Source organism: Variovorax sp. V116, assembly GCF_041154435.1.
Lineage (GTDB): Bacteria > Pseudomonadota > Gammaproteobacteria > Burkholderiales > Burkholderiaceae_C > Variovorax > Variovorax paradoxus.
On sequence record NZ_AP028661.1, the window covers coordinates 1,648,879 to 1,674,760 of the forward strand.

Sequence of the window (25,882 nt, forward strand, 5' to 3'; positions counted from 1 at the left end):
CCGCCGATGACCAGCTACCGCCATCATCCGGACCGCATCGCCGCGCTCGTGCAGAACGACCGCGTGCACCGCGACCTGTACCTGAGCGAGGAGATCTTCGCGCTCGAACAGGAGCACCTGTTCGCGAACACCTGGGTCTATCTCGGTCACGCGAGCCAGGTGCCGGAGCCGGGCGACTTCGTGGCGCAGGACATTGCGGGCCGGCCGCTGCTCATGGTGCGCCAGCCCGACGGCGCGGTGCACGTCATGTACAACCGCTGCGCCCACAAGGGCACGCAGCTCGTGACCGACGAATGCGGCAACACCGGCCGCTTCTTTCGCTGCCCGTATCACGCCTGGACCTACAAGCTCGACGGCGCACCGCTCGGTGTGCCGCTGAAGAACGGCTACGAGGGCACGCAGCTCAAGGCCTGCGAGTCGGGCCGGGGGCTCTCGGTGGTGAAGCACGTGAAGGTCTACCGCGACTTCGTCTTCGTGCGGCTCGCGGACAGCGGCCCCTCGTTCGAAGACTACTTCGGTGAGGTGCTCGGCGCCATCGACAACATGGTCGACCGCTCGCCCGAGGGCCGGCTCACGGTGGGCGGCGGCGTGCTGCGCAACATCGTCCACTGCAACTGGAAGATGTATCTCGAGAACATCAACGACACGGTGCATCCGATGTCGACGCACGAGTCGGCCACCAAGGCGGCCGAGGCGCTGTGGGAAGGCCATGCCCCTTCTGACCCCAAGCCGATGGCAATGGAGCAGATCCTGCCCTTCGGATCCGGCTACGAATTCTTCGACAAGATGGGCGGGCGGGTGTTCGCCAATGGCCACAGCGTGCTGGGCGTGAACTTCAGCATCCACTCCAACTACGCCCAGCTGCCCGAGTACGAAGCTGCGATGCGCGCCGCCCATGGCGAGGAGCACGCGGCCGAGATCCTGCAGCGCTCGCCGCAGAACTCGGTCTTCTATCCGAGCCTGTCGGTCAAGGGCTCGCCGCAGGCCATCCGCGTGATCCGCCCGCTGGCCGCGGACCGCACGCTCATTGAAGCCTGGAGTTTCCGCGCGGCAGGCGCGCCCGAACTGCTGTTCGAACGCGCGATGAACTACAACCGGCTCGTGTTCTCGCCGATGTCGGTGGTCGCGCATGACGACGTGCACCTGTTCGAGAGCATCCAGCAGGGCCTGCGCGCGGGCGGCAACGAATGGGTGAGCCTGCACCGCAATTACGACGCGGCTGAACTCGCGCAATCGACCCTCACCACCAACGGCACCAACGAACTGCTCATGCGCAACCAGTTCCGCGCCTGGGCGAAGTCGATGGTGGCGGGCATGGAGGCCGCGGCATGAACGACGATCCGCGCGATTTCGTGGCGCATGAGGCCGCCTTGCTCGACGAGCGGCGCTTCGACGACTGGCTGGCGCTCTTCACCGAGGACGGCCACTACTGGATACCGCTGCTCGGCGCCGCGCAGGCCGATCCGTTCTCGCACAACTCCCTTGCCTACGAAGACCGGCTGCTGCTGCAGTTGCGTGTGGATCGCCTGAAGAACCCGCGCGCCCATTCGCAGCATCCCGCGAGCCACAGCCAGCATGTGCTGCAGCCTTCGCGCATCGAGGAAGAAGCGAGCGGCGCGGTCCGCCTGCGCACGCCTTTCCTCTACGTCGAAGCGCGCGGCGAATCGCAGATCCTGCTGACCGGCACCGCCCGCCACCACCTCGTGCGCACGCCCACGGGCTGGGCCATCCGCGAGAAGCGCATCGACCTGCTCAACGCCGCGCGCGCCTTGCCCGCGATCCAGCTGTTCATCTGAGTTTTCCGTTCCTTTTCTCCATCCATCTCACCGGAGCTACGACATGAAGAGCCTGATGCTGACCTTGACGCGCGGTGCCATCGCCGCGGCGCTGACCGCCTGTGGTGTTGCGAGCGTGCTGGCGGCCGACCTCAAGGTCGGCCTGAGCGTGTCGTTGTCGGGGCCCAACTCCTCGCTGGGCGTGCCCTATGCCAAGGGCATGCAGGCCGCGCTGGCCTACAAGCCGGAAGTCAACGGCCGCAAGGTGCAGCTCATCGTGCTGGACGACGGCTCCGACCCCACCACGGCCGGGCGCAATGCACGCAAGCTGATCGAGGAGGACAAGGTCGATGTGCTGATGGGCACCTCGGGCGTGCCGGCCGCCATTGCCATGGCGCAGGTCGGCAAGGAAGCCAAGGTGCCGATGATCGGCCTCACGCCCATCCTGCTCGATGCGGCCGAGAACCCCTGGGTCATGACGGTGGCGCAGCCCACGCAGCTGATGATCGATGCGGTGGTCGAGCGCATGAAGCGCAACAACGTCAAGACCGTGGGCTACATCGGCTTCACCGATGCCTGGGGCGACCTGGTCTACAACGCGCTGATGAAGGCCGCGCCCGAGGCCGGCATCAAGGTGGTGAGCAACGAGCGCTATGCGCGCGCCGATGCCTCGGTGACCGGGCAGGTGCTGAAGATCGTGGCGCTTCGGCCCGACGCGGTAATGACCGGCGGCGCCGGCACGCCGGGCGCGCTGCCCTTCCTTGCGCTGCAGGAGCGCGGCTACAAGGGCGGCGTGTACGGCCAGCACGGGCTGATCAACCCCGACTTCGTGCGCGTGGTCGGTGCCGCGGGCCAGAACGCGCTGATGCCCACCGGCCCGGTGATCGTGGCCGAGCAGCTGCCCGACAGCCATCCGACCAAGAAGATCGCGACCGATTTCCGCGCGGTGTTCCAGAAGGTCAACAACGCGCCCACCAGCGATGCCTTCTCGGCCTATTCCTTCGACGGCTGGCTGGTGTTTGCCGATGCCGCTTCGCGCGCCATGAAGAAGGCGGAGCCGGGCACGGCCGAGTTCCGCGTCGCGCTGCGCGATGCCATCTTCAGCACCAAGGAAGTGGTGGGCACGCACGGCGTCTACAGTTTCAAGCCCGGCAGCCTCTACGGCGTGGACGAACGCGCCCGCGTGATCGTCAAGCTCGACAACGGCCAGTGGAAGCTCGCACCTTGAACCATTTCATTCCAACAACAACGATATTGCGAGGGGCTTTTCCATGACATGGGACGTGGCGCTGATTCTCGTCACCGATGGCCTGGCCAACGGTGCCGTCTATCTGCTGGCCGGGCTCGGGCTGGTGCTGATCTTTTCCGTCACGCGGGTGGTCTTCGTGCCGTTCGGCGACATCGCGGCCTTCGCGGCGCTGTCGCTTGCGGCCTTCGAGACCGGCCGTGTACCGCCGACCATCGGCATGGTCGCCGTGCTTGCGGCGCTCGCGCTGGCAACGGAAATCGGCAGCCTGCTGCGGCGCGGCGAGGCCGCGCGCATTCCCAAGGCGTTGCTGATGTGGGGCGTGCTGCCTGCGATTCCGTGTGTGCTGGCCTGGCTGGCGGCTCGGCCCGGCGTGCCGGTGGCGGTGCACATTGCCGTGGCCGTGCTGCTGGTGGTGCCCATTGCGCCGCTGCTCGCGCGGGTGGTGTTCCAGCCGATCGCGGATGCCTCGGTGCTGGTGCTGCTGATCGTCTCGCTGGCGCTGCACTTCCTGCTGTCGGGCCTGGGGCTCCTGTTCTTCGGCCCTGAAGGCTCGCGCACCACGCCGCTCACCAGCGCGGTGTTCACGCTGGGCGACGGCTTCACGGTCAGCGGCCAGGTGGTGCTGATGGTGGGGGCGGCCATCGTGCTGAGCGGCCTCTTCTTCCTGGTGTTCGAGCGCACGGTGGCGGGCAAGGCGCTGCGCGCCACGGCCGTCAACCGCGTGGGCGCGCGGCTGGTCGGCATCCGGCCGGTGCGCACGGCGCTGCTGGCCTATGGCTGCGCCTCGCTGCTGGCCGGGCTCATCGGCGTGCTGATCGCGCCGGTGACCACCATGTACTACGACTCGGGCTTCATCATCGGCCTGAAGGCCTTCGTGGCCGCGATCATCGGTGGGCTCGTGAGCTACCCGATGACGGCCGTGGGCGCGCTCGCCGTGGGCGTGGTGGAAAGCTTCGCCTCGTTCTGGAGCGGGGCGCTGAAGGACGTGATCGTGTTCAGCCTGCTGATCCCGGTGCTGATGCTCAGGTCGTTCATGGCGGCCCATGCCGAAGAGGAAGAAGACGAGGTGGACCAATGAACGCGAATTCCAAACGCACGGCATGGATCGCGGCGGTGGTCGCCGTGCTGGCCCTGGTGCCGGCGGTGGCGGGCAGCTTCACGGTCTCGCTGCTCAACGACATCGGCATCGGCGCGCTGGTGGCGCTCGGGCTGGTGCTGCTCACCGGCGTGGGCGGCGCGACCTCGTTCGGGCAGGCGGCCTTCGTAGGCATCGCGGCCTACGCCACGGCCTGGCTCACCACCACGCAGGGCCTGTCGCCATGGATCGGCCTCTTGTTCGCGCTGCTGCTCACGGGCCTGTCGGCGCTGGCCATCGGCATGCTCACGCTGCGGCTGGGCGGGCACTTCCTGCCGCTCAGCACGATCGCCTGGGGCCTGTCGATCGCGATGCTGTTCGGCAATGTCGATGCGCTCGGGCGCCACACGGGCCTGTCGAACATTCCGGCGCTACGCATCGCGGGCTGGTCGCTGGCCGATCCGCGGTCGATGTACTACCTGATCTGGGTGCTGGTCGGGCTGGCCTGCCTGTTCAGCCACAACCTGCTGCAGTCGCGGCCGGGGCGCGCGATCCGCGGACTGCGCGGCGGTGCCACGCTGCTCGCGAGCGTGGGGGCCGACGCCTACCGCGTGCGGCTCACGCTGTTCGTCACGGCCGCGCTCTTCGCGGGGCTGGCGGGCTGGCTCTATGCGCACATGAACCGCTTCGTGAGCCCGTCGCCCTTCGACGTGCGCGCGAGCATCGAGTACCTGCTGATGGCGGTGGCCGGCGGGCTCGGGCAGCTGGCCGGCGCGCTGGTAGGCGCCGCGCTGGTGCTGGTGCTCAAGAACGGCCTGCAGGACGTGCTGCCGATGCTCACGCAGCGCGCGGGCCAGCTGGAGGCCGTGGCCTTTGCGACGCTCTTCATCCTGCTGCTGCACTTCGCGCGCGGCGGCCTCATGGGCCTGCTGCGGCGCTGGACGCGCCGCCGCGCCGGCACGCAAGCTGCCTCGCGCCACGAGGCGCCCGCGGTCGATCCGCTGCCGCACCGTCAGCTGCCCGCGCGCGGCACGCAGGTGCTGTCGGTGAAAGGCGTGGTCAAGCGCTTTGGCGGACTGGTGGCGGTCAACGACGTGAGCTTCGAAGTGAACGCGGGCGAGATCGTGGGCCTGATCGGGCCCAACGGCGCGGGCAAGTCGACCATGTTCAACCTGCTGACCTGCACGCTGCCGATGAGCGCGGGCCAGGTGCGCTTTCTCGACCACGACATCGCCGGCATGCCGCAGCGGCAGGTGGCGCGGCTGGGCTTGGCGCGCACCTTCCAGCACGTGAAGCTCAGGCCGCACATGAGCCTCTTGGACAACGTGGCGCTGGGCGCGCATTCGCGCACGCGCTCGGGCATCCTGAAGGCGGGCCTGCGGCTGGACCGCAAGGAAGAGATGCAGATCCTGCAGGAGGCGCAGCGCCAGCTCGACCGCATCGGCCTGGGCGACCGCGCGCACGAGCTCGCGGGCAGCCTGCCACTGGGCACTCAGCGCATCCTGGAAATCGCACGTGCGCTGGCCGCCGACCCGGTGCTGCTGGTGCTCGATGAGCCCGCGGCGGGCCTGCGCCGCAAGGAAAAGATGGCGCTCGGCGACCTGCTGCGCAAGCTGCGCGAGGAGGGTGTGACCATCCTCATCGTCGAGCACGACATGGACTTCGTGATGAAACTGGTGGACCGTCTGGTGGTGATGAACTTCGGCTCCAAGCTCGTGGAGGGCGTGCCGTCGGCGGTGCGCGCCGACGAGCGCGTGCAGGCGGCTTATCTTGGGAGCGTGGTATGACCGCGATGCTGGAGATCGGCGACCTGCATGTGTCCTACGGGCAGGTGGAGGCAGTGCGCGGCGTGTCGCTCGACCTGCAGCCGGGGCAGATCATCTCGGTGATCGGGCCCAACGGCGCGGGCAAGACCACGCTGCTCGCGGCGGCGATGGGGCTGCTGCCCTGCAAGGGCACGCTCCGCTTCGAGGGCGAAGACCTGCAGGGCCTCGACGTGGAGGCGCGCGTGGAGCGCGGCCTGTGCCTGGTGCCCGAGAAGCGCGAGCTGTTCGGCGAACTCACCGTGCTCGACAACCTGCAGCTCGGCGCCTATGCCAAGCGGCTGCGCGGCGACGCCATGAAGAAGCGGCTGCAGTCGGTGTACGACCGCTTTCCGCGCCTGGCCGAGCGCCGCGCGCAGCGCGCCGACACGCTCTCGGGCGGCGAGCGGCAGATGCTCGCGGTGGGCCGCGCCCTGATGTCCGCGCCGCGCCTGCTGATGCTCGACGAGCCCAGCCTCGGCCTCGCGCCGCTGATCGTGCGCGACATTCTTTCCATCGTGCGCAAGCTGCGCGAAGACGGCGTCTCGATCCTGCTGGTGGAGCAGAACGCGCGCGCCGCGCTCGAGACCTCGGACCACGGCTACGTGCTGGAAACCGGCGAGATCGCACTGTCGGGCGCATCGGGCGAACTGGCCAGCGACCCGCGCGTGCAGGCCACCTACCTTGGCGGAGGCACGCACGATGACGAGTGAAGCGCGCGCGCTGCCGCCGGGCCAGCGCACGCTGCCCGCGATGCTGCAGCGGCAGTCGGAACGCTTCGCCGGGCGCCCGCTGCTGCGGATCGCGGGCCGGCAGTGGACGCATGGCGACGCGGCCGAGGCGGCTGCGGTGCGCGCCGGCGCGCTGGCCGAGGCCGGCGTGGTACGCGGCGACCGCATCGCCGTGATGTGCGGCAACCGCATCGAGTTTCTCGAGACCTTTCTGGGTGCCGGCTGGCTAGGCGCCTCGGTGGTGCCGGTCAACACTGCGTCGATGGGGCCGCAGATCGAATACTTCCTTGCCAACAGCGAGGCGAAGCTGCTGGTGATCGAGGCGGGCTTTCTCGAGCGGCTGGCGACGGCCGACCTGGGGCGCACGGCACTGCGCGAACTCTGGATCGTCGGCGAGGCGCCTGCTTCATGGACGCCGCCTGCGGGCGTTCGCGCCTCCAGCTACCCGCAAGGCGCACAGGCCATCGCACCGGCCGCGGTGCAGCCTGGCGATCCGCTCGCCATCCTCTACACCTCGGGCACCACCGGCCCGGCCAAGGGTGTGGTCTGTCCGCATGCGCAGTATTTCTGGTGGGGCGTGAACAGCGCCGAAGTGCTCGGCGTCGGCCGCGACGACGTGCTGTGCACCACGCTGCCGCTGTTCCACATCAACGCGCTCAACACCTTTGCGCAGGCCGCGCTGACCGGCGCCGAGGTGGTGTTCGAATCGCGCTTCTCGGCCTCGGGCTTCTGGCCGTCGATGCGCGCCAATGGGGCGACCGTGGTCTACCTGCTGGGCGCGATGGTGCCGATCCTGCTGGCCCAGCCCGAGGGCGAAGGCGAGCGCGATCACCGCGTGCGCATCGGGCTCGGGCCGGGCGTGCCCTCGGCGGCCGGGCAGGCCTTCAGGGCGCGCACCGGCGTGGCGCTGCTCGAAGGCTATGGATCGACCGAGACCAACTTCGCGATTGCCACCGCGCCGGATTCGCCGCGCGGCGGCGTCATGGGCTGGCTGCGCCCCGGCTTTCAGGCGCGCGTGGCCGACGAGGGCGATGTGGAGCTGCCCGCAGGCGAACCCGGCGAATTGCTGCTGCGCGCGGACGAACCCCACGCCTTTGCGAGCGGCTACTTCAACATGCCCGAGAAGACGGTCGAGGCCTGGCGCAACCTCTGGTTCCATACCGGCGACCGCGTGGTGCGCGATGCCGATGGCGCCTTTCGCTTTGTCGACCGCATCAAGGACGCGATACGCAGGCGCGGCGAGAACATCTCGTCCTTCGAAGTCGAGCAGGTGCTGCTGAGCCACCCCGGCGTGGCCTCCTGCGCCGTGTACCCGGTGCAATCCGAACTGGCCGAGGACGAGGTGATGGCCGCGCTGGTGCCGCGCGAAGGCCAGCGCATCGACCCGGCCGAACTGGCGCGCTTCTGCGAGAGCCGCCTGCCGTACTTCGCGGTGCCGCGCTACATCGACGTGCTGGCCGACCTGCCGCGCACCGAGAACGGCAAGGTGCAGAAGTTCAAGCTGCGCGAGCGCGGTGTCAGCGAACAGACCTGGGACGGACGGCCCGCTGCCGTTCGTCCCCCGGCAAGGACCGCATGAGTTCCACGCCGCCACCGCTTGCCGGCCAGGCCGCATTCGTGACCGGCGCGGGGCAGGGCCTGGGTGCCGCCATTGCGCGCGGATTGGCCGAATCGGGTGCGCGCGTGGTGCTTGCCGATGTCGACGCAGGCAGCGCCGAATTGGCGGCCGCGGGCCTGCGCGCCGCGGGCGCCGACTGCGTCGCCATGGAACTCGACGTGCGCAGCGAGCCGGCGTTCGTACGCTGCTTCGAGGCGGCCGTGGCCCGCTTCGGCGCCATCGACCTGCTGGTCAACAACGCCGCGCGCACGCCGTTCACCTCGCCCTGGGACATCACGCCCGACGAGTGGGACGACGTGCTGGCCGTCAACCTGCGCGGCAGCTTCTTCGGCTGCCGCATTGCCGGACGGCACATGCGCGAGCGCGGTTCCGGGCGCATCGTCAACCTGGCGTCGCTGGCGGGCCAGCAGCCCAGCGCCGCAACCGGCGTGCACTATGCGGCCAGCAAGGCGGCGCTGCTGGCACTGACGCGCAGCTTCGCGCAGGAACTCGCACCGCAGGGCGTCACGGTGAATGCACTGGCGCCGGCAGCGGTTCGCAGCCCCGCGCTCGATGCGCTGGATCCGGTGCGGCAGCAGGCGCTGAAGGCCGCCATTCCGCTCGGCCGCTTCGGCGAGGCCGAAGAGGTGGCGGCCGCCGTGGTCTACCTCGCTTCGCCCGCGGCGGCCTTCATGACGGGCGCCACGCTGGACCTCAACGGCGGCCGCTTCATGCGCTGAACAGGCGATGCGCCGCACACGCTAAAATAGTTCAGAACTAAATCATTCAGGTATGCACGCAAATTCACTGACCGGCCGCCATGCCCTCGTCACCGGCGCCGCGCGCGGCATCGGCGCCGAGATCGCCCGCACCCTGGCTGCCGAGGGCGCAACGCTCACGCTGCTGGGACGCGACCTCGATTCACTCCGGCGCGTGGCCGCGACGCTCGCGGGCCAGGGCCACGGCGTGGCCGCAGCGGACGTGGCCGACGCCCAGGCCGTGCAGTCGGCCTTCGCGCTGGCGCGTGCCGAGCGCGGGCCGCTCGCCATCCTCGTCAACAACGCGGGCGCGGCCGAGAGCGCGCCTTTTCTCAAGACCTCGGCCGAGCTCTGGCAGCGCATGCTGTCGGTGAACCTCACCGGCACGTTCCTGTGCACGCAGGCCGCGCTGCCCGACATGCTCGAAGCCGGCTGGGGCCGCATCGTCAACATCGCCAGCACCGCGGGCCAGAAGGGCTATGCCTACGTCGCGGCCTATGCGGCGGCCAAGCATGGCGTGGTCGGGCTCACGCGCTCGCTCGCGCTCGAGGTGGCACGCAAGGGCGTCACGGTGAACGCGGTGTGCCCCGGCTACACCGACACCGACATCCTGCGCGCGAGCGTTGCCAACGTGGTGGGCAAGACCGGCCGCAGCGAAGCCGATGCGCTGGCCGAGTTCTCCAGCGCCAATCCGCAGCGGCGCATCGTGCAGCCCGCCGAAGTGGCCGACGCGGTGCGCTGGCTCTGCGGGGAGGGCGCCGCGTCCGTCACCGGGCAGTCGGTCTCGGTGTCGGGCGGGGAGGTGATGTGATGCGCAACGACGCCTCGCATGCCGCGCTCAGCGACGCCGAGGAGCTCGGCCACGAGGCCCGCGCCGGCCGCGAAGACCACGCCATGCTCAGGCTGTGGCTGCGCATGCTCGCCAGCACCACGCAGATCGAGGCCGAGATCCGGCGCCGGCTGCGCGAGCGCTTCGGCATCTCGCTGGCGCGCTTCGACTACATGGCCCAGCTCTACCGCTATGAAGAGGGCCTGAAGATGCGCGTGCTGTCGCGCTACCTGATGGTGACGGGCGGCAACGTCACGGGCCTGACCGACGAACTCGAGCGCGACGGCCTGGTGGCGCGCGCCCACAGCCCCGACGACCGCCGCTCGTGGATCGTGAGCCTCACGCCCAAGGGCCGCGCGAGTTTCGAGGCCATGGCCAAGGAACACGAGCAATGGATCCTCGAGATGTTCTCGGGCCTCGACATGAAGACCGTCAGGCAGATGCACGCCCAGCTCGGCCAGTTGCGCGTGCACGTGATGCGCAGCGAGCCTGCGGGCGAGGAGGGCTGATGGCGGCCAGCACTGGCGAACCCGAGGCGCCCCAGGCCGAGTTCCAGCGCGCGCGGATGATCCGCTTTTCCGATTGCGACCCCGCGGGCATCGTCTTCTATCCGCAGTACTTCGTCATGCTCAACGGCCTGGTGGAAGACTGGGTGAGCGAAGGGCTCGGCGTTGACTACCACGCGCTCATCGCGAAGCGGCGCATCGGCCTGCCGACGGTGCGGCTCGAGGCCGACTTCCGCGCCGTGAGCCGCATGGGCGATCAAGTCATGCTGGGCCTTGCGGTGGAGCGGCTGGGCTCGCGTTCCATGACGCTCGCGCTGCGCTGCTTCGACCCCGCCAGTGGCGAGCTGCGCATGCAGGTCAAGCAGGTGCTCGTGACCACCTCGCTCGAGAGCCATCGCTCCGTGGAAATTCCGCCAGACCTGCGCACGGCCATCCTGCGCAGCGCGCCCTCGCTCGCCTGAAGCGCATCAGGGCGGCGGCTCTTTGGCGTTGGCCTGCCGCCAGGCCTCGCGCGCGGCTGCGATGAAGCGCTCTTCCGCCGCATCGGGCACTTCGGAGGGACGGTCTTCCTTGTCGAGCCAGCCCGGCTCCACCTCGCAGTGCTGTTCGATCTGCCGCGCCAGGTTGTCGCCGATGGGGAGGGGCTGGCAGGGTGCACTGGCGCTTCCGCTTGCGCCAACGGACCGGAGCCTTGAATATCCCGACCTCGACCAGCGCGTGCGCGAGGTCGGCGAGTGGTAGCAGTGCTGCAAGGCATCGATACGAACACGAAGGAGTGAGTGCCGCATGGACAACAAGCAAGCCATCATCGAAAGCCTCGCGCGGGCATTGGAAAGCTGGGTGCGCCATGCCAGCGCCGCCCAGCTCTGGCAGGTGCAGCAACATGGCGGCCTCGGGGCTTCCATCGCGGTGGAAGAAGACACCGTGCACGTCCGCATCGAACTTGGCGGCCCGCGCAACCCGCTGTCGGACCTGGGCCGCACCGATGGGCGCCTGCCCGTGACGGAGGCCTTTCTAGGCAACGGCGCCGCAGCATGGGGCGCGCCGCCCCCGCACGGAAACCCCGCGCGCGAGGCCTGGTTTCTGTCGAACGAACTGGCCCAGGAACATGCGCGGCAGTACCTGCTGGCGGAAGTGAGGGAAAGGCGGGATGTGCTGGTGCGGTTTGTCGAGGAATGTGCACCGTAGGCATGCCGCGGACTTGCGCGGCCTGCGCGTCAACCCAAGGTCGCGAAGTTGTCGCTGCGCAGCAAGCCCGTAACGCAGGCCGCGATGGCCGCGGTGGGCGGAACAATCTTGCGTTCACGCAGGTTGAACCAGGCACCGGTCATGCGGTATCTGGCTACGGGCAGGGACTTGCGTTGGAACGCAACGGTGTGCACGAAGCGTGAACCATCGGCGGTTTCGGCTGCGGCCAGCATCGACAGCGTCAGGATGTCGCCAAGGCGGACCTCCTTCAGGAAGCTGGTGGTCTCCTCCAGGGTGATGGGCGCCACACCTTCCTGGGCGAAGACTTGCGGATCCAGCCCCGCGCTCTCGAACCATTCGGAGCGGGCAAAGGTGGCCCAATCGGCGTAGGCGCTGTGGCGCAGGTGGCCGTAGGCGTCCACGTCCGCCCAGCGGATTTTCACGGTGACAGCATTCGTCGCATCGTTCATTTGATTACCTTCTGACTCGGGTGGATGGATGACCGGAGACAGAATAGGCGGCTGTTGGCACGTTCCAGGAAGGCGGCCAACCGGCAGCGCAGCGAACATGTCTGTGAGCGCGGACGGGCACCAGGCCGCGGCTACGAGTTCAAGCGGAAGGCGCTTCGGGCGATGGCCGTCGACTGAACAGCGGGCGGACGAAGAGGCTTTCGAGCGCCTTCGATTGGTGACTAATCGTAGGTGCTGCACGCTTGCGCGGTAGGTAGGCTAAGTTGAGAAACCGCCTCAGGCCGCGAAGGCAAAGCGGTCATCATCAGCAGCGCGTGGCTGCACCTCTTTGGCGATCGCCTTCGCTACCGCTTTCTGTGCAACCTTGAAATCGTAGGTCGCTTGCATGTTGATCCAACCCACCGCGTCGGCCTCTTCACCGCCAAAGTAGCGAGTCAGGCGCAGCGCAGTGTCTGGCGAAATGCCACGGCGTTCGAGCACGATGTCATTGATGCGGGACGCAGGCACGTGCAGCGCCTTTGCCAACGCGTTGGCAGTCATGCCAAGGGGCTTGAGGTAGTCCTCGCGGAGGACTTCGCCGGGATGAACCGGGCGCATTCCATTCTTAAACATCGGGTTGCCCTTTCAAGGTGCGGTTTCGGCAGACTGGCCGGTCAGTGCGGGTCATCAATCCTTACGTCGTACGGGCCCGCTTCGCCCCATTTGAAGATCAGCCGCCATTGCTGGTTGATCCTGACGTGCCAGGCACCGTCGTAGAACTTCAGGTCGTTGCCTGGTGGCATCTTCATGAAAACCACCGTCGGCGCAGCGTCCAACTGGGTCAGCTTGCGGGTCGCCACGTCCCGGATATTGGCGAAGCGAGCTTTCTTGCCCGTGGTGAAAAGTTCTTCGGTATCGGGGCAAGAGAAGGACTGAATCGCCATAGGCCATTTTATACCGTTTAACGGGAACCGGTAAGCTCTCGAAGGGTCATCGCCCGCGCCGCCAGCCTGTGGAAATGCGCCGTGATCTATTGGCGATCAACGTGCAGAGGGGCATCGGAATGGAGGGCTACAAAAGAAAAAACCTCCCAGCTTTTCAGCGGGAGGCTTCTCTGTTTTTCGGAACACGTTCTGCAATTGCGGAACAATGCTCCTGAAGAAATAGCGCGGAAACCGCGCAGTTCCTAGTGTTGGTGGTGGGCCCTGAGTGACTCGAACACTCGACCTACGGATTAAGAGTCCGCTGCTCTACCAACTGAGCTAAGAGCCCTTGCACAAAACGTTTTGCGTTTTTTGGCAAGACCGCAAGTATAGCGTAAAAATTCCGGGGCTCAACGATTTTGTGTGCGGCGGGGTTAGGATTCGTCATCATCGACGGGGCTGCGGTCCTTCCATCAGGAGATCTTCCATGACAGATACCACCACCATGTCCCATGTTGTGATCACCGGGGCCGCGGGCGCGCTGGGCCGTGCGGTGGTCCAGCATTTTCTCGAGCAGGGCGCGCGCCTGGCGCTGGTCGACCACCGGGCGGACCGCCTGGCCGAGGTCTTTCCGGGCCTGGACAATTCGCAGCACCTGCTGCTGGCGGGCGACGTGACCTCGGCGGCCGACATGACCGAGCTCGCGAGCCAGGCGCTCAAGGCCTTCGGCCGCATCGACGCGCTGGTCCACATTGCCGGCGGCTTCGAGATGGGCGAGGCCACGCATGCGCTCTCGCGGGCAAGCTGGGACCGCATGATGAACCTCAATGCCTGGTCCTTCGTGGCGGTGACGCAGGCGGTGCTGCCCTCGATGATCGAGCACGGTGCCGGCCGCATCGTGGCGGTGACGGCCAAGGTGGCGGCGCGCGGCCTGCCGGCCATGGCGGCGTACATCGCGTCGAAAAGCGCGCTGCAGCGCCTGGTCGAGGCCGCCGCCGCCGAGGCCGCCCCGCATGGCGTGGCCATCAACAGCGTGGCGCCCAGCGTGCTCGACACGCCGGCCAATCGGCAGGCCATGCCGGACGCCAATCCCGCCGACTGGGTGTCGACCGCCGTCGCGGCCCAGACCATCGGCTTTCTTGCGTCGCCCGCGGCCGCGGCGCTGCACGGCCAGCACCTGACGCTCGACACCTGAGCTGAAACAAGACGAACAAAAAGGGCCCTGGCGGCAACGCCAGGGCCCTTTTTTCGTTCCGCCGCCCGCCGCCCCCAGGCAGGCGGTTTGTCATGGGTGCGGGCCCGGGGGGCGGGGCGCTTGTCTCCCTGGAAAAGGGGCGCACTGCTCATGTGCGCAGGCGGCGCGATTTCTACAGTGACTCCACGGCAAGACGCTTCGGCCCGGCAAGGAAAACGAAGCGGTGCCAGTCGACAACACCATCACTGGGGAACACGCATGGAAACGCTCAACCTGCTGCCACGAAGCTTCATGACCCTGCTGCGCGAGGACGCGGGCATGTCGTTCATGGAGTTCGCGCTCATCGGCTCCCTGGTGGTGGTTGTGTGCCTTCTCCTGCTGCTGGCCGTGCGGCGCAGCGCCTGAGGTTCGCACCATGCAGGAATTCAACGCCGTCCTCGATCTGCTGGCCATGCTGGCCTCGGACTTCCGCATGGGCGGGCTCTTCGTGCTGCTGGTGATGGCCGCCGTGAGCGATGCGCGCTTCTACCGCATTCCCAACTGGCTGACCTTCGGCGGCATGGCCTTCGCGATCATCTACGGCGCCTTCGCGGCGCGCACGCCGATGACCGGCCTGCAGCACGCCCTGGGCGGCCTGGGCACCGGGTTCGCGATCATGCTGCCGTTCTACGTGCTGGGGATCATGGGTGCGGGCGACGTCAAGCTGATGGCAATGGTCGGCGCCTTCATCGGCCCCTACCAGACGCTGGAGGCCATTCTCTTCACCTGCATCGCGGGCGGCTTCGCGGCCGTGGCGGTGGCCATCCACCGGCGCCGGCTCGGCCACATGCTGGCCAACGTCAAGGATGCGGCGCAGGGCATCGTCGTCTCGGGCATTGCGGGCGTGCGACCGAACGGAACGATCGACACGCGGCAATCCATCGGAAAGCTGCCTTACGGCATCTGTATTTGCGTGGGGACGGTTGTACAGGTCCTGGCGCATCAGTTGGGCTTCGTCTAGCCCGTCCCTTCCTCCATCCATCCATCCACGGCGGAGATTCGCATGAAAAACATCAAGGCGCTCGGGCTGCTTCTGCTGGCCCTCCTGACCGGCCTGGCGGCCGCGGTCTACGCAGCGGGCTGGGTCTCCCGGCAGGGCGGAATCGCATCCAACAAGGTGGTGGTGGCCGCGGTCGACATCGAACTGGGCAGCCGGGTCAATCCGCAGATGCTGTCGCTGGTCGACTGGCCGAGCGGCTCGCTGCCGGCCGGCTCGTTCAAGGACGCCAAGTCGCTGGAGGACCGCGTGGTCAAGGTCGGCGTGCTGCGCGGCGAAGCCATCCTGGAAGGCAAGCTCGCGCCGGTCGGCACCCAGGGCGGGCTCTCGGCGGTCATTGCGAGCGGCAAGCGTGCCATGACCGTGCGGGTCAACGACGTGGTGGGCGTGGCGGGCTTCGCGCTGCCGGGCAACTACGTCGATGTGATGGTCAACGCGCAGCAGGACAAGAACCGCGGCGAAGAGGGCCGCCAGATCAGCAAGACTGTGCTCGAGAAGGTGCTGGTGCTGGCGGTGGCGCAGGAAGCCAACCGCGACGACACCAAGCCGAAGGTGGTCAGCGCCGTGACGCTGGAGCTTTCGCTCGAAGACTCCGAAAAGCTCGACCTGGCACGCAGCGTGGGAACCCTCTCGCTGGTGCTGCGCAACCAGATGGACAAGACCACGGTTGCCACCGCAGGCATCACCAAGGGCCAGCTGTTCGGCGAGAAGGACATCCTGCCGATCTCCACCACCGTGGCAGCGCGGCCGGCCCCCGCGCGCATGCCGCGCACCGCCCCCATGGCGCAGCGGCAATCCGAGTGCGTGGAAGTGATCCAGCACGCAGCCCGCACGCTCAACTGCTTCTGATCACCCCGCAGGAGGAACCCAAGTGCAACATCTCTCTTCTTCTTCTTATTCACCCGCCTGGCTGCTGGCGGCACTCATGGCGCTGGCGGCACCCGCGATGGCCGCGGACGCGGTCCCGGCGGCGGCTGCTGCCGTTGCCGCAACCCCGGCCGCAGCGCCGGCCGGGCCCGCCACCCGGCGCTGCACCGCGATCATCCCGGACGACCAGCCGACCTACGCCGTGCTCGGCAAGTCGGTGGTCATCCCGCTGAAGGCACGCGTTGCGCGCATCGTGGTCAGCGGCCAGCCGCCCAGCCGCGCGCCGGCCGCAGCACCCGCAGCCGCAGGGCAGCCGGCACCGGCCCCCGCCACGGCGGCGAACGCGGGCGACGGCATCGCTGATGTCGACGTCACGCTGCTGAGCCCGACCGACCTGTTCTTCCGCGGCCGCCAGGCGGGCTCGATGAACGTCGTGCTGCAAAGCGTCGACGGCACCTGCTACATCAAGGACGTGATCGTCACCATCGATCCGGGCGCGCTGCAGTCCAAGCTCGCCGAGCTGATGCCGGAAGAAAACCACATCCGCGTGCGCAGCGCCGAGAAATCGATCGTGCTCACCGGCGAGATCAGCGATGCGCTCAAGCTCGACGACGTGATGAGCCTGGCCATGGCCTACGGCGCCGACGGCAAGAAGGTGGTGAACCTGCTGCGCGTGACGGCGCCGCAGCAGGTGATGCTCGAAGTGAAGATCGCAGAGGTCAGCAAGACGCTGCTGGACCGGCTCGGTGCGCGCGTCGGCCTGAGCCGCACGGGTGGCGGCGGCCGCGACAGCTACTCGCTGATCTCCAGCTTCCTGAGCGGCGGCGGCGGCCTGCTCGAGGCGATCAGGATCGGGCGCACCTCGGTCGGCATCGACGGACAGAAGGACGACGGCCTGGTGCGCATCCTGGCAGAGCCCAACATCATGGCCATCAGCGGCCAGCAGGCAAGCTTCCTGTCGGGCGGAAAGATCTTCATCCCGGTGGCGCAGAGCGCCGCCGGCGGCGGGGGAACCAACATCACGCTGGAAGAGAAGGAGTTCGGCATCGGGGTCAAGTTCACCCCGACCGTGCTCAACGGCGGGCGCGTCAACCTCAAGATGGTCTCGGAGGTGTCGGACCTGTCGCAGACCGGCTCGCCCTTCACCACCGTGACCGGCGTGACCGCGGTGCTGCCTTCGCTCACGGTGCGCCGCGCCGACACCACCGTGCAGCTCAACGACGGCCAGAGCTTCGTCATCGCGGGGCTCATCAAGAGCAACGTCACCGAATCCATCAAGCGCTACCCCGGGTTGGGCGAAGTGCCGGTGATGGGGGCGCTGTTCCGCAGCACCGAGTTCCAGAACGACCAGACCGAACTGATGTTCGTGATCACGCCGCGCCTGGTGCGTCCGCTGGCCGAGTCGCCGCGCGTGCCGACCGACAACCACGTGGTTCCCAGCCGCGCCGAGGTCTACCTGAACGGCAGCCTCGAAAGCGCCACCCCGGCACCGGTTGCACCGGCCGCCCAACCCCAATGACACCCGCGAGGAGCACCACCATGTTCATCAAGTCGACCACTCTCGCGCTGACGCTGCTGCTGGCCACCGGCTGCTCCCACGTCACGCCCAACTACGACGCGCGCTTTGGCGATGCGGTGCGCGACGCGAAAAGGAAGATGACGATCAATCCCGATGCTGGGAAGGACGGGGACCCGGTCGTGGGCATGGACGGGCGTGCAGCGCGCGAGTCGATGGTGCAGTACCAGAAGTCCTACAAGGCGCCGCCGCCGGCAGTCAACGTCATCAACATCGGTGGCGGGATTGGTGGCGGAACTGGCGGTAGTGAGGGTCGTTAGGCGGCCCTCAACCGATTCTCGAATTCGAACAGAAAGGAGTTGCCTCACAAAGATAGCAGTCAATCAACCCAGAAACCAACGCAAGATTTTTTGTTTTCTTACTGCAATTTCAAAGGTGAAAAAATGAACCAACTTTTTGTCCGCGTCAGCAACTTCATGTCCTCGTTCGCCAAGAAAGAGGACGGCGCGCAAGTTATCGAGTACGCGCTCATCATCGCAGTTGTATCGATTGCCCTGGTCATCGCGCTGCAGGGTCTGACCACCGGAGGTTACTTCGCAACCTTCATTACACGCGTGGCTGCCTGCCTCTCGGGCAACATGGGCGTCTGCAATCCTTAAGTCCGGTAATCGCATTCGCATTTACTGGAACGACGGCGGTGGCGGGGCCGGCTTGCCCGTTGCCCGCCGCCCGTCGTCCATATAACGGTCCGGCACAAAGCGAGGTACTCATCATGTTCGAGTTTTTTCTATGGGATGAAAGCGGTGCCCAGGTGGTGGAGTACGCGCTGGTCGTTGCCGTGATCTCGATCCTGCTGATCGTCGTGTTGAGGCCATTGGTAACGGACACCGGCATTAGCGATCTTGTCGATCTTGTCCGCAACTGCCTCGGCGGCGCGGACTGCGGCTGAAGCGCGGGGCTTTTTCGAACCAAAACCACTGCACAGGAAGTCGATCATGAAAGTCCACACTTCCGGCCACCGCCAAAGCGGCGCGGTGATCATCACCGTCGCGCTGGTCCTGCTGTTCCTCCTCGGATTCATGGGCATTGCGCTGGACTTTGGCCGCCTCTTCATCGTGAAAACGGAGCTGCAGACCGCCCTGGACAGCTGTGCCCTGTCGGCCGCGCAGGAACTCGATGGCGCAAGCGATGCGTTAACGCGAGCCACCAGCGCAGGGAAGACCGCGGCCGATCTCAACAAAATCAACTTTCAAGGCGAGGCGACCGGCATCGCCCAGGCTGAGGTCGTGTTCAGCGACTCGCTGATCGGCACCTACAGCCATACCTTTACGCCCGTCGCGAATGCCCGGTATGTCAAGTGCCTGCACACGAGGTCGGGCATCGCGCCTTGGATCCTCCATGCTCTAAGCGCTTTCAGTGGAAACAGCACGTATGGGGCATCGCAGAGCGTGGCTGCTGTCGCCGTTGCCACTAGAGCGCCGTCGCAAACCAATTGCCTTGTTCCCGTTGGCGTCTGCCAAAGATCCGCCACGCCCGGCTGGGGGTTTGCGCGGGGGGAATGGATCCAAGGCGTGACCAATAGCAACGACGATGTGGAATCCGGTCAGTTCCGCTGGGTGGATTTTTCCGGCAGCGGCGGCGGGGCACGCGAGATCAAGGATCTCCTGACGAGCAGCGGGCAATGCGGTCTTCCCGGCTTAGAGACGAACGTTGGCAAGGCGGGCAAGACCAATGGCGCGGTCGAGGCATGGAATACCCGCTTCGGTATCTATAAGGGCAGCCTCAGCGCTGCAACTGCGGTTCCCGATCAGACCGGGTACGCCTGGTATGCCGACAGCGCTGCCGCCGTGAAGCCAGGCAGGTATGACGATCCCGGCCCGAACGGATTTGCCGCCAAGCGCAACGCATCCGCGCCTTACGAAGGGGACAACAAGAATCCCGACACCAAGAACCTCAACACTCAGGGAAATTTCAGTTCCACCGATTACACGAAGGGCGCCAATCGACGCGTGGTCACGACCGCCGTGGTCGACTGCCCGTCGATCACGCTCAAGGGCTTTGCCTGCATGCTGATGCTGCATCCGCTGGAGAAGAACGCGAGCGGAAAGAATTCGAAGATGTGGCTCGAGTTCATCGGCGATGCGGAGTCAGCTGGCAGTCCCTGTGCCACCGCGGGCCTGGCCGGCGGCACGAGCGGGCCCAAAGTACCTACGCTCGTGCAGTAGGAGAGATGTCATGAAGAAGAAGCAGAACGGGGTGGCGCTGATCGAATTTGCCCTGATCCTTCCATTGCTGCTCATCCTGACGTTCATCACGACGGAATTCGGGCGAGCGCTGTACCAGTACAACACCATCGCGAAATCGCTGCGAGATGCCTCTCGTTATCTGTCCACACAAGATCCGTCGATCGTAACCACGGATCCCGCCAAGGTTACGGCCGCCAAGAACCTGGTGGTCTTTGGCAACCCGGCCGGCGGCGTCTCGCCTCTGGTCCTGGACCTCAAAATTTCTCACGTTCCCGATCCGACCTGGCAGTTCAAGGGCAGCGCCCCGGCCATCAATACCGTGACCATCAAGGTCACGGGATACAAGTTCCGCCCGCTCATCACCGGGGTTTTCGGGCTCACCTTCGGCGATGCGAACGGAGAGATCCCGTTCGGGGACATCAGCGCCACCATGCGAGGTCAATCATGAATCGAACAAGGCAGACCGGTGCGACCACGGTGGAGTTTGCGTTGGTCCTGATGCTCTTCCTGACCTTCCTGCTGGGCATCATGGATTTCGCGCGCATGTTGTGGACGTGGAATGCAGCTGCCGAAGCGACGCGCTGGGGCGCTCGCGCAGCGGTCGTGTGCGATCGAGGCGCCCCCATCGTGCTTTCCAACATGCAGAAGTTCCTGCCTCAATTGACGGCGGCCAACGTCAGCATCGACTGGTACGACGCGGCAGGCAACGTCAGCACGACGTGCACTGCCGCCAATTGCAGCGGCGTGAATGTCCGCATCCTCGATCTCGACTATCAGTGGATCTCGCCTATCGGGTTCGGAACGCATGCGCCGATCCCGATGCCGAGTTTTTCCACCTACCTGCCGCGCGAAATCATGGGACAGGACCCGAACAGCAGCGCCGTCTGCTCCTGACCGCACTTAACTAACCCTGAGTCACATCACCATGAAAATCTCCATCATCTCCCCCAATCCCGCCCACCTGCAGGACATGCGCAAGGTGCTGGAGGCCCGCTCCCACACGGTCTCCGTGTTCGAAGGAGGCAAGAGCCGCATGCAGTGGGTGGTCGAGCAATCGGCGCCCGAGCTGCTGCTGGTGGACGGCATGTGCTGCGACCCCCACGAGGTGGCCATGGTGGAGCAGCTCACGCTGCGCCATCCCGCGCTTGCGGTGGTGCTGCTGTGCGCGATGCAGACGCCCGAGTTCCTGATTCTTGCGATGCGTTCCGGCGTGCGCGAAGTGCTGCCTTCGCCGCCCGAGCCGGCAGCGCTGGAAGCGGCCGTGGAGCGCATTGCGCTCAAGATGGCCGGCACCCAGGCGCGCGAGGCGGGCCAGGTGGTCGCGTTCATGCCGTCCAAGGGCGGCAGCGGCGCCACCTTTCTTGCGACCAACATCGGGCACCAGCTTTCGATGCGCCGATCGGTGCTGCTGATCGACCTGAACCTGCAGTTCGGCGATGCGCTGTCTTACGTGAGCGACCTGCGGCCCACCTCCACGCTGGCCGACGTGGCGCGCGACATCGGCCGGCTCGATGCCTCGCTGCTGGCCGCAAGCACGGTAAAAGTGGCGCCGGGCTTCAGCATCCTTGCAGCCCCCGAAGATCTATCGCGCGCATTGGAGGTCAAGGCCGAGCACATCGATGCCATCCTGCAGGTGGCCGCGGCGCAGTATGACTTCGTGCTGTTCGACCTGGGCCTGCGCATCGATCCGCTCGCCATCCGCGTGCTGGACCGTGCGGACCGGATCTTTCCGGTGCTCCAGCCCAGCCTGCCGCACATCCGCAATGTGACGCGCCTCATGCAGGTGTTCAAGTCGCTCGGCTATGCGGCCGGCAAGGTCGAGCTGCTGGTCAACCGCAGCGCCGGCGGCACGGAGATCGGCCTGGCCGACATGCGCCGTTCGCTGGGCGGGGCCACGCTGGTCAGCGTGCCCGACGGCGGCAAGGACGTGGACGCCTCGATCAACCGTGGCGTGCCGCTGGCCGAGATGTCGCGTGGGAGCGCCCTCTGCAAGCGGCTCGTGGAAATCGCCCACACGCTCAGTCCGCGCCAGAAGGAAGCGCCAGGCTTGATCGGCCGGCTCTTCCGCCGGGCCTGACACCCCACTGCAACCCGACGCATCTTCTTCCTCCAACAGCAAGGCAGGTCCCCATGTCATTCAGAGAACAGCTCAATGCGATCGAAGCCGCACCGGTCGCGCGTGCGCCGGCACCGCCCCTGGCCGATGGGGTGCTGTCGTCCTTCGCCTCGGACTCCTACAAGCTCCTGAAGGAGCGAATGCACTTGAGACTGCTGGACAGGTTCGACCTGGCGGTGCTCGAAACCCTGAAGCCCGAGGTGCTGCGCCAGGAAATCTCCACCATGGTCACCCGGCTGCTGCAGGAGGAGCCCGAGGCGCTGAACGACATCGAGCGGCGCACGCTGATCCGCGACATCCAGCACGAGATGCTCGGCTTCGGCCCGATCGAGCTGCTGATGGCCGACCCCACGGTGTCGGACATCCTGGTCAACTCGCACGACCAGGTCTACGTGGAGCGCAGGGGCCGGCTGGAGCTCACGGACGTGAGCTTCACCGACGAGAAGCACCTGCTGCGCATCATCGACAAGATCGTCTCGCTGGTGGGGCGGCGCATCGATGAATCGAGCCCCATGGTCGATGCCCGGCTGCCGGACGGGTCGCGCGTCAATGCGGTGGTCGCGCCGGTGGCGCTGGACGGCCCGATGATGTCGATCCGCCGCTTCGCGAAGATCCCGCTGAAGATGGAGAACCTGGTGAACGACCTGAAGACGCTCACGCCGCAGATGGGGCTGATGCTCGAAGGGCTGGCCAGCGCGAAGATCAACATGCTGATCTCCGGCGGCACCGGCGCCGGCAAGACGACGCTGCTGAACATTCTCTCGGGCTTCATTCCCGCCACAGAACGCATCATCACCATCGAGGACGCGGCGGAGCTCCAGCTGCAGCAGCCGCACGTCGCCCGCATGGAAACCCGGCCGATGAACATCGAAGGCAAGGGCGAGATCACGCAGCGCGCGCTGGTGCGGAACGCGCTGCGCATGCGGCCCGACCGCATCGTGATTGGCGAGGTGCGCGGGGCCGAGGCGGTCGACATGCTCCAGGCCATGAACACCGGCCATGAAGGCTCGCTGACCACCATCCACGCCAACAGCCCGCGCGACGCGCTGGCACGGCTGGAGAACATGATCAGCATGGCCAACCTGAACCTGCCGCACCACTCGGTGCGCCAGCAGATCGCGTCGGCCATCACGGTCGTGATCCAGGTGCTGCGCATGGTCGACGGGCGGCGCAAGGTCACCAGCATCCAGGAGATCACCGGCATGGAAGGCGAGGTGGTCACGATGCAGGAGATCTTCGCATTCCGCCAGACCGGCATGGGCCCCGACGGCCGCGTGCGCGGCTACTTCCATGCCACGGGCGTGCGGCCGAAATTCGTCGAGCGCCTGCACTCCTTCGGCGTGGTGCTGCCCGACGCCATGTTCGATCCCGACAAGCACTACGAATAGGAGGCCCCCATGTTCCAGAACCTGGTTGGAGACACGCTCATCACGCTGTCGGTGCTGGTCTTCGTGACGGTGCTGATGGTGATCGAGGGGCTGTACATGCTGTGGCGCTCCTACAGGGGCCCTGGCGTGCAGAAGATCGGCAAACGGCTGCAGGCGCTGTCGGCGGCCACCGACCGCATCGCGCAGGCGCGGCTCGTGAAGGACCGCGTGCTCAGCGAGGCGCCATGGATGCAGCGCGTTCTCTTGAAGCTTCCGCGGGCCCACCGGCTGGACCGCTTCATTCTCCAGGCCGGGCTGGAGTGGACCGTGTCCCATGTGCTGCTGGCCTGTGCGCTGTCCGGCATGCTTGCTTTCTTTGCGATGGCATCGCTCGCGAACCAGCCCGCATGGATTGCCCTGCTGGTGGGCGCCGCCGGCGCGGCGGTGCCGCTGCTTTACCTGGATTACCAGCGCAGGCGCCGCCTGGCGCATCTCGAAAGGCAACTGCCGGACGCGCTGGACCTGGTGACGCGCGCCCTGCGCGCGGGCCATTCGTTCGCGAGCAGCGTGCAGATGATCGGCGAGGAAATGTCCGAGCCCATCGCGGGCGAGTTCCGCATGGTGGCCGACGAGGTCGGTTTCGGCGTCTCGCTGCAGCAGGCGCTCACGAATATGAGCGAGCGCGTGCCGCTCACCGACATGCGCTACTTCGTGGTGTCGGTGCTGATCCAGCGCGACTCCGGCGGCAACCTGACCGAGGTGCTGGGCAACCTGAGCCGACTCATCCGCGACCGCCTCAAGCTGCTGGCGCGGGTGCGGGTGCTGTCGGCGGAAGGGCGGCTGTCGGCCTGGATCCTCGGGCTGATGCCTTTTGCACTGGCGGCGCTGATGAACGCATTCAACCCGCAATTTATGTCGCCGTTGTGGACCGACCCGATCGGCATCACCGTCGTCAAGTACATGCTCGGCCTGATGGTGGTCGGCGTGCTGATCCTGCGCAAGATCGTGAAGATCCGTGTCTGAAGGAGAAATGCCATGCTGTTCCCCATTCTCGTTTTCGTGGCCGTCTCTCTCGCCATCGGCGGATTCGCGGTCTGGATGCTGCCCTCGCGCACCGCGCAGCGCTTGAGGGCGGTGGCGCCTGCGAGCAAATCGGCCTGGACCGAGACCGCTGTCAAGATCGTCGGGCCCTTCGCCCAGCTGTCTTCGCCCACCGGCGAAGGCGAGACCTCGCCGCTGCGCTTGAAATTCCTGAGCGCAGGCATCCGCCACCCGGACGCGAGCCTCTTCTATTTCGGCTTGAAGACGCTGCTGCCGCTCGGTCTCGCCGGCCTGGCTTTTGTGGCGATGCGCGCGGCAGGGGCGGACAATGGGCTCACCACCCTGTTGTGGCTGGCAATGGCTGCGCTGCTCGGCTGCTATCTGCCCAACATCGTGCTGCGCACGATGATCAGGAGCCGCCAGCGCGAGATCTTCGAGAACTTTCCCGATGCGGCCGACCTGATGCTGGTCTGCGTCGAGGCGGGCCTCGGGCTCGATGCCGCGCTGGTCAAGGTCACCGAGGAGATCCGCGTCAAGAGCGAGGCCCTGGCGCAAGAGCTGCACTGGACCAACCTCGAGATGCGCGCCGGCGGCACGCGCGAGAAGTCGCTGCGCAATCTTGCGCTTCGCACCGGCGTGGAGGAAATCGGAACCTTTGCCACCATGCTGACCCAGGCCGACCGCTTCGGCACCAGCATCGGCGAGTCGCTGCGCGTGTTCTCGGAAGACCTGCGCCACAAGCGCCAGGTTCGCGCGGAAGAGCTGGCCGCCAAGGTGCCGACCAAGATGCTGCTGCCATTGGTTCTGTGCATCTTTCCATGCATCTCGATGGTCATCCTTACGCCGGCGATCATCCGCATGGTCCGCATCATCGCGCCGATGCTCGTCGGCGGGCATTGAGCCCGGCGCCCGCGCCCCCTCAATGGGGCGCGGCGTCGAGCTGGTGCTTGATGGCGTAGATGTAGAGCTCGAGCCGATTGGCCACGTCGAGCTTCTGGTAGATCGACGTGAGGTGATTGCGGAAGGTGTGCTCGGTCACGAACAGCCGCGAGGCGAGCGTCTTGTTCGCGGCGCCGCTGCCTTCCACCACCGCGCGGATGATCTGCCGCTCCTTCTGCGTGAGGCTCGCGATCCGGGCCGCTTCGGGGTCCGCCTTCACCGGCTTCTTCGGCGCGGTCAGCTCGGAAAATACGCGGCCCATGGCCTGCGCGTCGATGCACAGCTCGCCGTTGTGCACGCGTGCGATCGCATCGATCACCTCTTCGGCCGAAGCATCCTTGCACAGCACACCCCTGGCGCCGCGCAGCACCGCAAGGTCCAGCGTCTGCTGCTTGCGCTCGGCCGTGAGGATGAGCGCGCGCGAGACGTCGTTCGACAGCAGCTTGGGAAGGATGTCGAGGGAGCATCGGCCCCCCAGGTCCAGGTCGAGCAGGATCACGTCGGGCACCAGGTGCTCGGTCCGCTCCAGCGCCTGCTCGAAGCAGTTGGCCGTGGCAACGACCTTCATGCGCGGCTGCTCGCCGTCGATCAGCTTCGACAGGCCCCACAGCATGGTCTGGTGGTCGTCCACGAGCATGACGCCGATGGGGGGTGTTGTTGTGGCTTGCATCTTGACA

At 66.7% G+C, this 25,882-nt stretch carries 32 protein-coding genes and 1 tRNA gene; 27 read left to right on the top strand and 6 right to left on the bottom strand.

The annotated features are described in order from the left end of the window. Nucleotides 1–6: 6 nt before the first annotated feature. The 11 genes from ACAM58_RS07690 to ACAM58_RS07740 are packed head-to-tail and all read left to right on the top strand — an operon-like array spanning nt 7 to nt 10,783. Nucleotides 7–1,332 (top strand): aromatic ring-hydroxylating dioxygenase subunit alpha, encoded by a 1,326-nt coding sequence (locus tag ACAM58_RS07690; protein ID WP_062362624.1) that lies wholly within the window; start codon nt 7–9, stop codon nt 1,330–1,332. Further along, nucleotides 1,329–1,796 (top strand): aromatic-ring-hydroxylating dioxygenase subunit beta, encoded by a 468-nt coding sequence (locus ACAM58_RS07695; RefSeq protein WP_012746646.1) that lies wholly within the window; start codon nt 1,329–1,331, stop codon nt 1,794–1,796. Before ACAM58_RS07690 ends, ACAM58_RS07695 begins: the two co-directional genes overlap by 4 nt. 43 nt (nt 1,797–1,839) lie before the next feature. Next, nucleotides 1,840–3,003 carry an ABC transporter substrate-binding protein gene (locus ACAM58_RS07700; RefSeq protein WP_062362622.1) on the top strand — a complete coding sequence of 388 codons (1,164 nt, stop codon included), beginning with the start codon at nt 1,840–1,842 and terminating at the stop codon, nt 3,001–3,003. A gap of 43 nt (nt 3,004–3,046) precedes the next feature. Then, nucleotides 3,047–4,102 carry a branched-chain amino acid ABC transporter permease gene (locus tag ACAM58_RS07705; protein WP_062362619.1) on the top strand — a complete coding sequence of 352 codons (1,056 nt, stop codon included), beginning with the start codon at nt 3,047–3,049 and terminating at the stop codon, nt 4,100–4,102. Further along, nucleotides 4,099–5,886: an ATP-binding cassette domain-containing protein gene (locus ACAM58_RS07710; RefSeq protein ID WP_062362618.1), complete on the top strand. Its 1,788-nt coding sequence runs from the start codon at nt 4,099–4,101 to the stop codon at nt 5,884–5,886. The genes ACAM58_RS07705 and ACAM58_RS07710 overlap by 4 nt, the downstream gene beginning before the upstream one ends. Further along, the gene (locus tag ACAM58_RS07715; protein WP_012746650.1) at nt 5,883–6,614 is read left to right on the top strand and encodes an ABC transporter ATP-binding protein; all 732 of its coding nucleotides are present in this window, start codon (nt 5,883–5,885) and stop codon (nt 6,612–6,614) included. Before ACAM58_RS07710 ends, ACAM58_RS07715 begins: the two co-directional genes overlap by 4 nt. Further along, nucleotides 6,604–8,211 carry an ATP-dependent acyl-CoA ligase gene (locus ACAM58_RS07720; RefSeq protein WP_062362615.1) on the top strand — a complete coding sequence of 536 codons (1,608 nt, stop codon included), beginning with the start codon at nt 6,604–6,606 and terminating at the stop codon, nt 8,209–8,211. Before ACAM58_RS07715 ends, ACAM58_RS07720 begins: the two co-directional genes overlap by 11 nt. Further along, a complete protein-coding gene (locus ACAM58_RS07725) occupies nt 8,208–8,969 on the top strand; it encodes an SDR family NAD(P)-dependent oxidoreductase (protein ID WP_369664282.1) in 762 nt (253 codons plus the stop codon). The genes ACAM58_RS07720 and ACAM58_RS07725 overlap by 4 nt, the downstream gene beginning before the upstream one ends. 52 nt (nt 8,970–9,021) lie before the next feature. Further along, the gene (locus ACAM58_RS07730) at nt 9,022–9,798 is read left to right on the top strand and encodes an SDR family NAD(P)-dependent oxidoreductase (RefSeq protein WP_012746653.1); all 777 of its coding nucleotides are present in this window, start codon (nt 9,022–9,024) and stop codon (nt 9,796–9,798) included. Then, a complete protein-coding gene (locus ACAM58_RS07735) occupies nt 9,798–10,325 on the top strand; it encodes a MarR family winged helix-turn-helix transcriptional regulator (RefSeq protein ID WP_062362609.1) in 528 nt (175 codons plus the stop codon). The genes ACAM58_RS07730 and ACAM58_RS07735 overlap by 1 nt, the downstream gene beginning before the upstream one ends. Further along, a complete protein-coding gene (locus ACAM58_RS07740) occupies nt 10,325–10,783 on the top strand; it encodes a thioesterase family protein (protein WP_062362607.1) in 459 nt (152 codons plus the stop codon). Before ACAM58_RS07735 ends, ACAM58_RS07740 begins: the two co-directional genes overlap by 1 nt. 6 nt (nt 10,784–10,789) lie before the next feature. On the opposite strand, the gene ACAM58_RS07745 is transcribed toward ACAM58_RS07740, so the two are convergent. Then, nucleotides 10,790–11,074: a hypothetical protein gene (locus ACAM58_RS07745; RefSeq protein ID WP_018903157.1), complete on the bottom strand. Its 285-nt coding sequence runs from the start codon at nt 11,072–11,074 to the stop codon at nt 10,790–10,792. A gap of 34 nt (nt 11,075–11,108) precedes the next feature. On the opposite strand from ACAM58_RS07745, the gene ACAM58_RS07750 reads away from it, so the two are divergent. After that, nucleotides 11,109–11,510: a hypothetical protein gene (locus tag ACAM58_RS07750; protein ID WP_062362604.1), complete on the top strand. Its 402-nt coding sequence runs from the start codon at nt 11,109–11,111 to the stop codon at nt 11,508–11,510. 29 nt (nt 11,511–11,539) lie between these two features. Here ACAM58_RS07750 and ACAM58_RS07755 read toward each other — a convergent pair whose 3' ends face one another. The 4 genes from ACAM58_RS07755 to ACAM58_RS07770 all read right to left on the bottom strand — a co-directional run bounded on the left by ACAM58_RS07755 (nt 11,540) and on the right by ACAM58_RS07770 (nt 13,231). Further along, nucleotides 11,540–11,980, bottom strand: a complete 441-nt coding sequence (locus tag ACAM58_RS07755) for a thioesterase family protein (protein WP_062362602.1) — start codon at nt 11,978–11,980, stop codon at nt 11,540–11,542. 276 nt (nt 11,981–12,256) lie between these two features. Continuing rightward, a complete protein-coding gene (locus tag ACAM58_RS07760) occupies nt 12,257–12,592 on the bottom strand; it encodes a HigA family addiction module antitoxin (RefSeq protein WP_062362599.1) in 336 nt (111 codons plus the stop codon). Nucleotides 12,593–12,633: 41 nt separating this feature from the next. Continuing rightward, the gene (locus ACAM58_RS07765; RefSeq protein ID WP_062362597.1) at nt 12,634–12,903 is read right to left on the bottom strand and encodes a type II toxin-antitoxin system RelE/ParE family toxin; all 270 of its coding nucleotides are present in this window, start codon (nt 12,901–12,903) and stop codon (nt 12,634–12,636) included. A 252-nt stretch (nt 12,904–13,155) separates the two neighbouring features. Then, nucleotides 13,156–13,231 (bottom strand) — tRNA-Lys (locus tag ACAM58_RS07770). A gap of 138 nt (nt 13,232–13,369) precedes the next feature. Between ACAM58_RS07770 and ACAM58_RS07775 the strand changes: the two genes are divergently transcribed. The 15 genes from ACAM58_RS07775 to ACAM58_RS07845 all read left to right on the top strand — a co-directional run bounded on the left by ACAM58_RS07775 (nt 13,370) and on the right by ACAM58_RS07845 (nt 25,166). Next, entirely contained in the window at nt 13,370–14,077 is a 708-nt protein-coding gene (locus tag ACAM58_RS07775; protein WP_012746658.1) for an SDR family NAD(P)-dependent oxidoreductase, read from the top strand. Between the two features lie 258 nt (nt 14,078–14,335). Continuing rightward, nucleotides 14,336–14,482, top strand: a complete 147-nt coding sequence (locus ACAM58_RS07780; protein ID WP_012746659.1) for a hypothetical protein — start codon at nt 14,336–14,338, stop codon at nt 14,480–14,482. A gap of 10 nt (nt 14,483–14,492) precedes the next feature. Beyond that, nucleotides 14,493–15,077: a prepilin peptidase gene (locus tag ACAM58_RS07785; protein ID WP_012746660.1), complete on the top strand. Its 585-nt coding sequence runs from the start codon at nt 14,493–14,495 to the stop codon at nt 15,075–15,077. Between the two features lie 42 nt (nt 15,078–15,119). Beyond that, nucleotides 15,120–15,962 carry a Flp pilus assembly protein CpaB gene (cpaB, locus tag ACAM58_RS07790; protein ID WP_012746661.1) on the top strand — a complete coding sequence of 281 codons (843 nt, stop codon included), beginning with the start codon at nt 15,120–15,122 and terminating at the stop codon, nt 15,960–15,962. 22 nt (nt 15,963–15,984) lie between these two features. Continuing rightward, nucleotides 15,985–17,499 (top strand): type II and III secretion system protein family protein, encoded by a 1,515-nt coding sequence (locus ACAM58_RS07795; protein ID WP_062362594.1) that lies wholly within the window; start codon nt 15,985–15,987, stop codon nt 17,497–17,499. A 20-nt stretch (nt 17,500–17,519) separates the two neighbouring features. Beyond that, complete coding sequence (locus ACAM58_RS07800) at nt 17,520–17,816, top strand: hypothetical protein (protein ID WP_062362591.1); 297 nt, start codon at nt 17,520–17,522, stop codon at nt 17,814–17,816. A gap of 123 nt (nt 17,817–17,939) precedes the next feature. Then, nucleotides 17,940–18,155 carry a Flp family type IVb pilin gene (locus ACAM58_RS07805; RefSeq protein ID WP_062362588.1) on the top strand — a complete coding sequence of 72 codons (216 nt, stop codon included), beginning with the start codon at nt 17,940–17,942 and terminating at the stop codon, nt 18,153–18,155. Between the two features lie 113 nt (nt 18,156–18,268). Further along, on the top strand, nt 18,269–18,445 hold the full coding sequence (locus tag ACAM58_RS07810; RefSeq protein WP_062362585.1) for a Flp family type IVb pilin: 177 nt from the start codon (nt 18,269–18,271) through the stop codon (nt 18,443–18,445). 46 nt (nt 18,446–18,491) lie between these two features. Next, complete coding sequence (locus ACAM58_RS07815; RefSeq protein ID WP_062362583.1) at nt 18,492–19,721, top strand: TadE/TadG family type IV pilus assembly protein; 1,230 nt, start codon at nt 18,492–18,494, stop codon at nt 19,719–19,721. A 10-nt stretch (nt 19,722–19,731) separates the two neighbouring features. After that, nucleotides 19,732–20,190: a TadE/TadG family type IV pilus assembly protein gene (locus ACAM58_RS07820; protein ID WP_062362580.1), complete on the top strand. Its 459-nt coding sequence runs from the start codon at nt 19,732–19,734 to the stop codon at nt 20,188–20,190. Next, nucleotides 20,187–20,636 (top strand): TadE/TadG family type IV pilus assembly protein, encoded by a 450-nt coding sequence (locus ACAM58_RS07825; RefSeq protein ID WP_062362577.1) that lies wholly within the window; start codon nt 20,187–20,189, stop codon nt 20,634–20,636. Before ACAM58_RS07820 ends, ACAM58_RS07825 begins: the two co-directional genes overlap by 4 nt. Before the next feature lie 31 nt (nt 20,637–20,667). Continuing rightward, a complete protein-coding gene (locus tag ACAM58_RS07830; protein ID WP_062362575.1) occupies nt 20,668–21,819 on the top strand; it encodes an AAA family ATPase in 1,152 nt (383 codons plus the stop codon). A gap of 53 nt (nt 21,820–21,872) precedes the next feature. Then, complete coding sequence (locus ACAM58_RS07835; protein ID WP_062362574.1) at nt 21,873–23,246, top strand: CpaF family protein; 1,374 nt, start codon at nt 21,873–21,875, stop codon at nt 23,244–23,246. A 9-nt stretch (nt 23,247–23,255) separates the two neighbouring features. Then, nucleotides 23,256–24,248, top strand: coding sequence for a type II secretion system F family protein (locus ACAM58_RS07840; protein WP_062362570.1), 993 nt, complete (start codon nt 23,256–23,258; stop codon nt 24,246–24,248). 12 nt (nt 24,249–24,260) lie between these two features. Continuing rightward, a complete protein-coding gene (locus tag ACAM58_RS07845) occupies nt 24,261–25,166 on the top strand; it encodes a type II secretion system F family protein (RefSeq protein WP_062362566.1) in 906 nt (301 codons plus the stop codon). 19 nt (nt 25,167–25,185) lie between these two features. Here ACAM58_RS07845 and ACAM58_RS07850 read toward each other — a convergent pair whose 3' ends face one another. Continuing rightward, complete coding sequence (locus ACAM58_RS07850) at nt 25,186–25,875, bottom strand: response regulator transcription factor (protein WP_012746674.1); 690 nt, start codon at nt 25,873–25,875, stop codon at nt 25,186–25,188. Between the last annotated feature and the right edge of the window lie 7 nt (nt 25,876–25,882).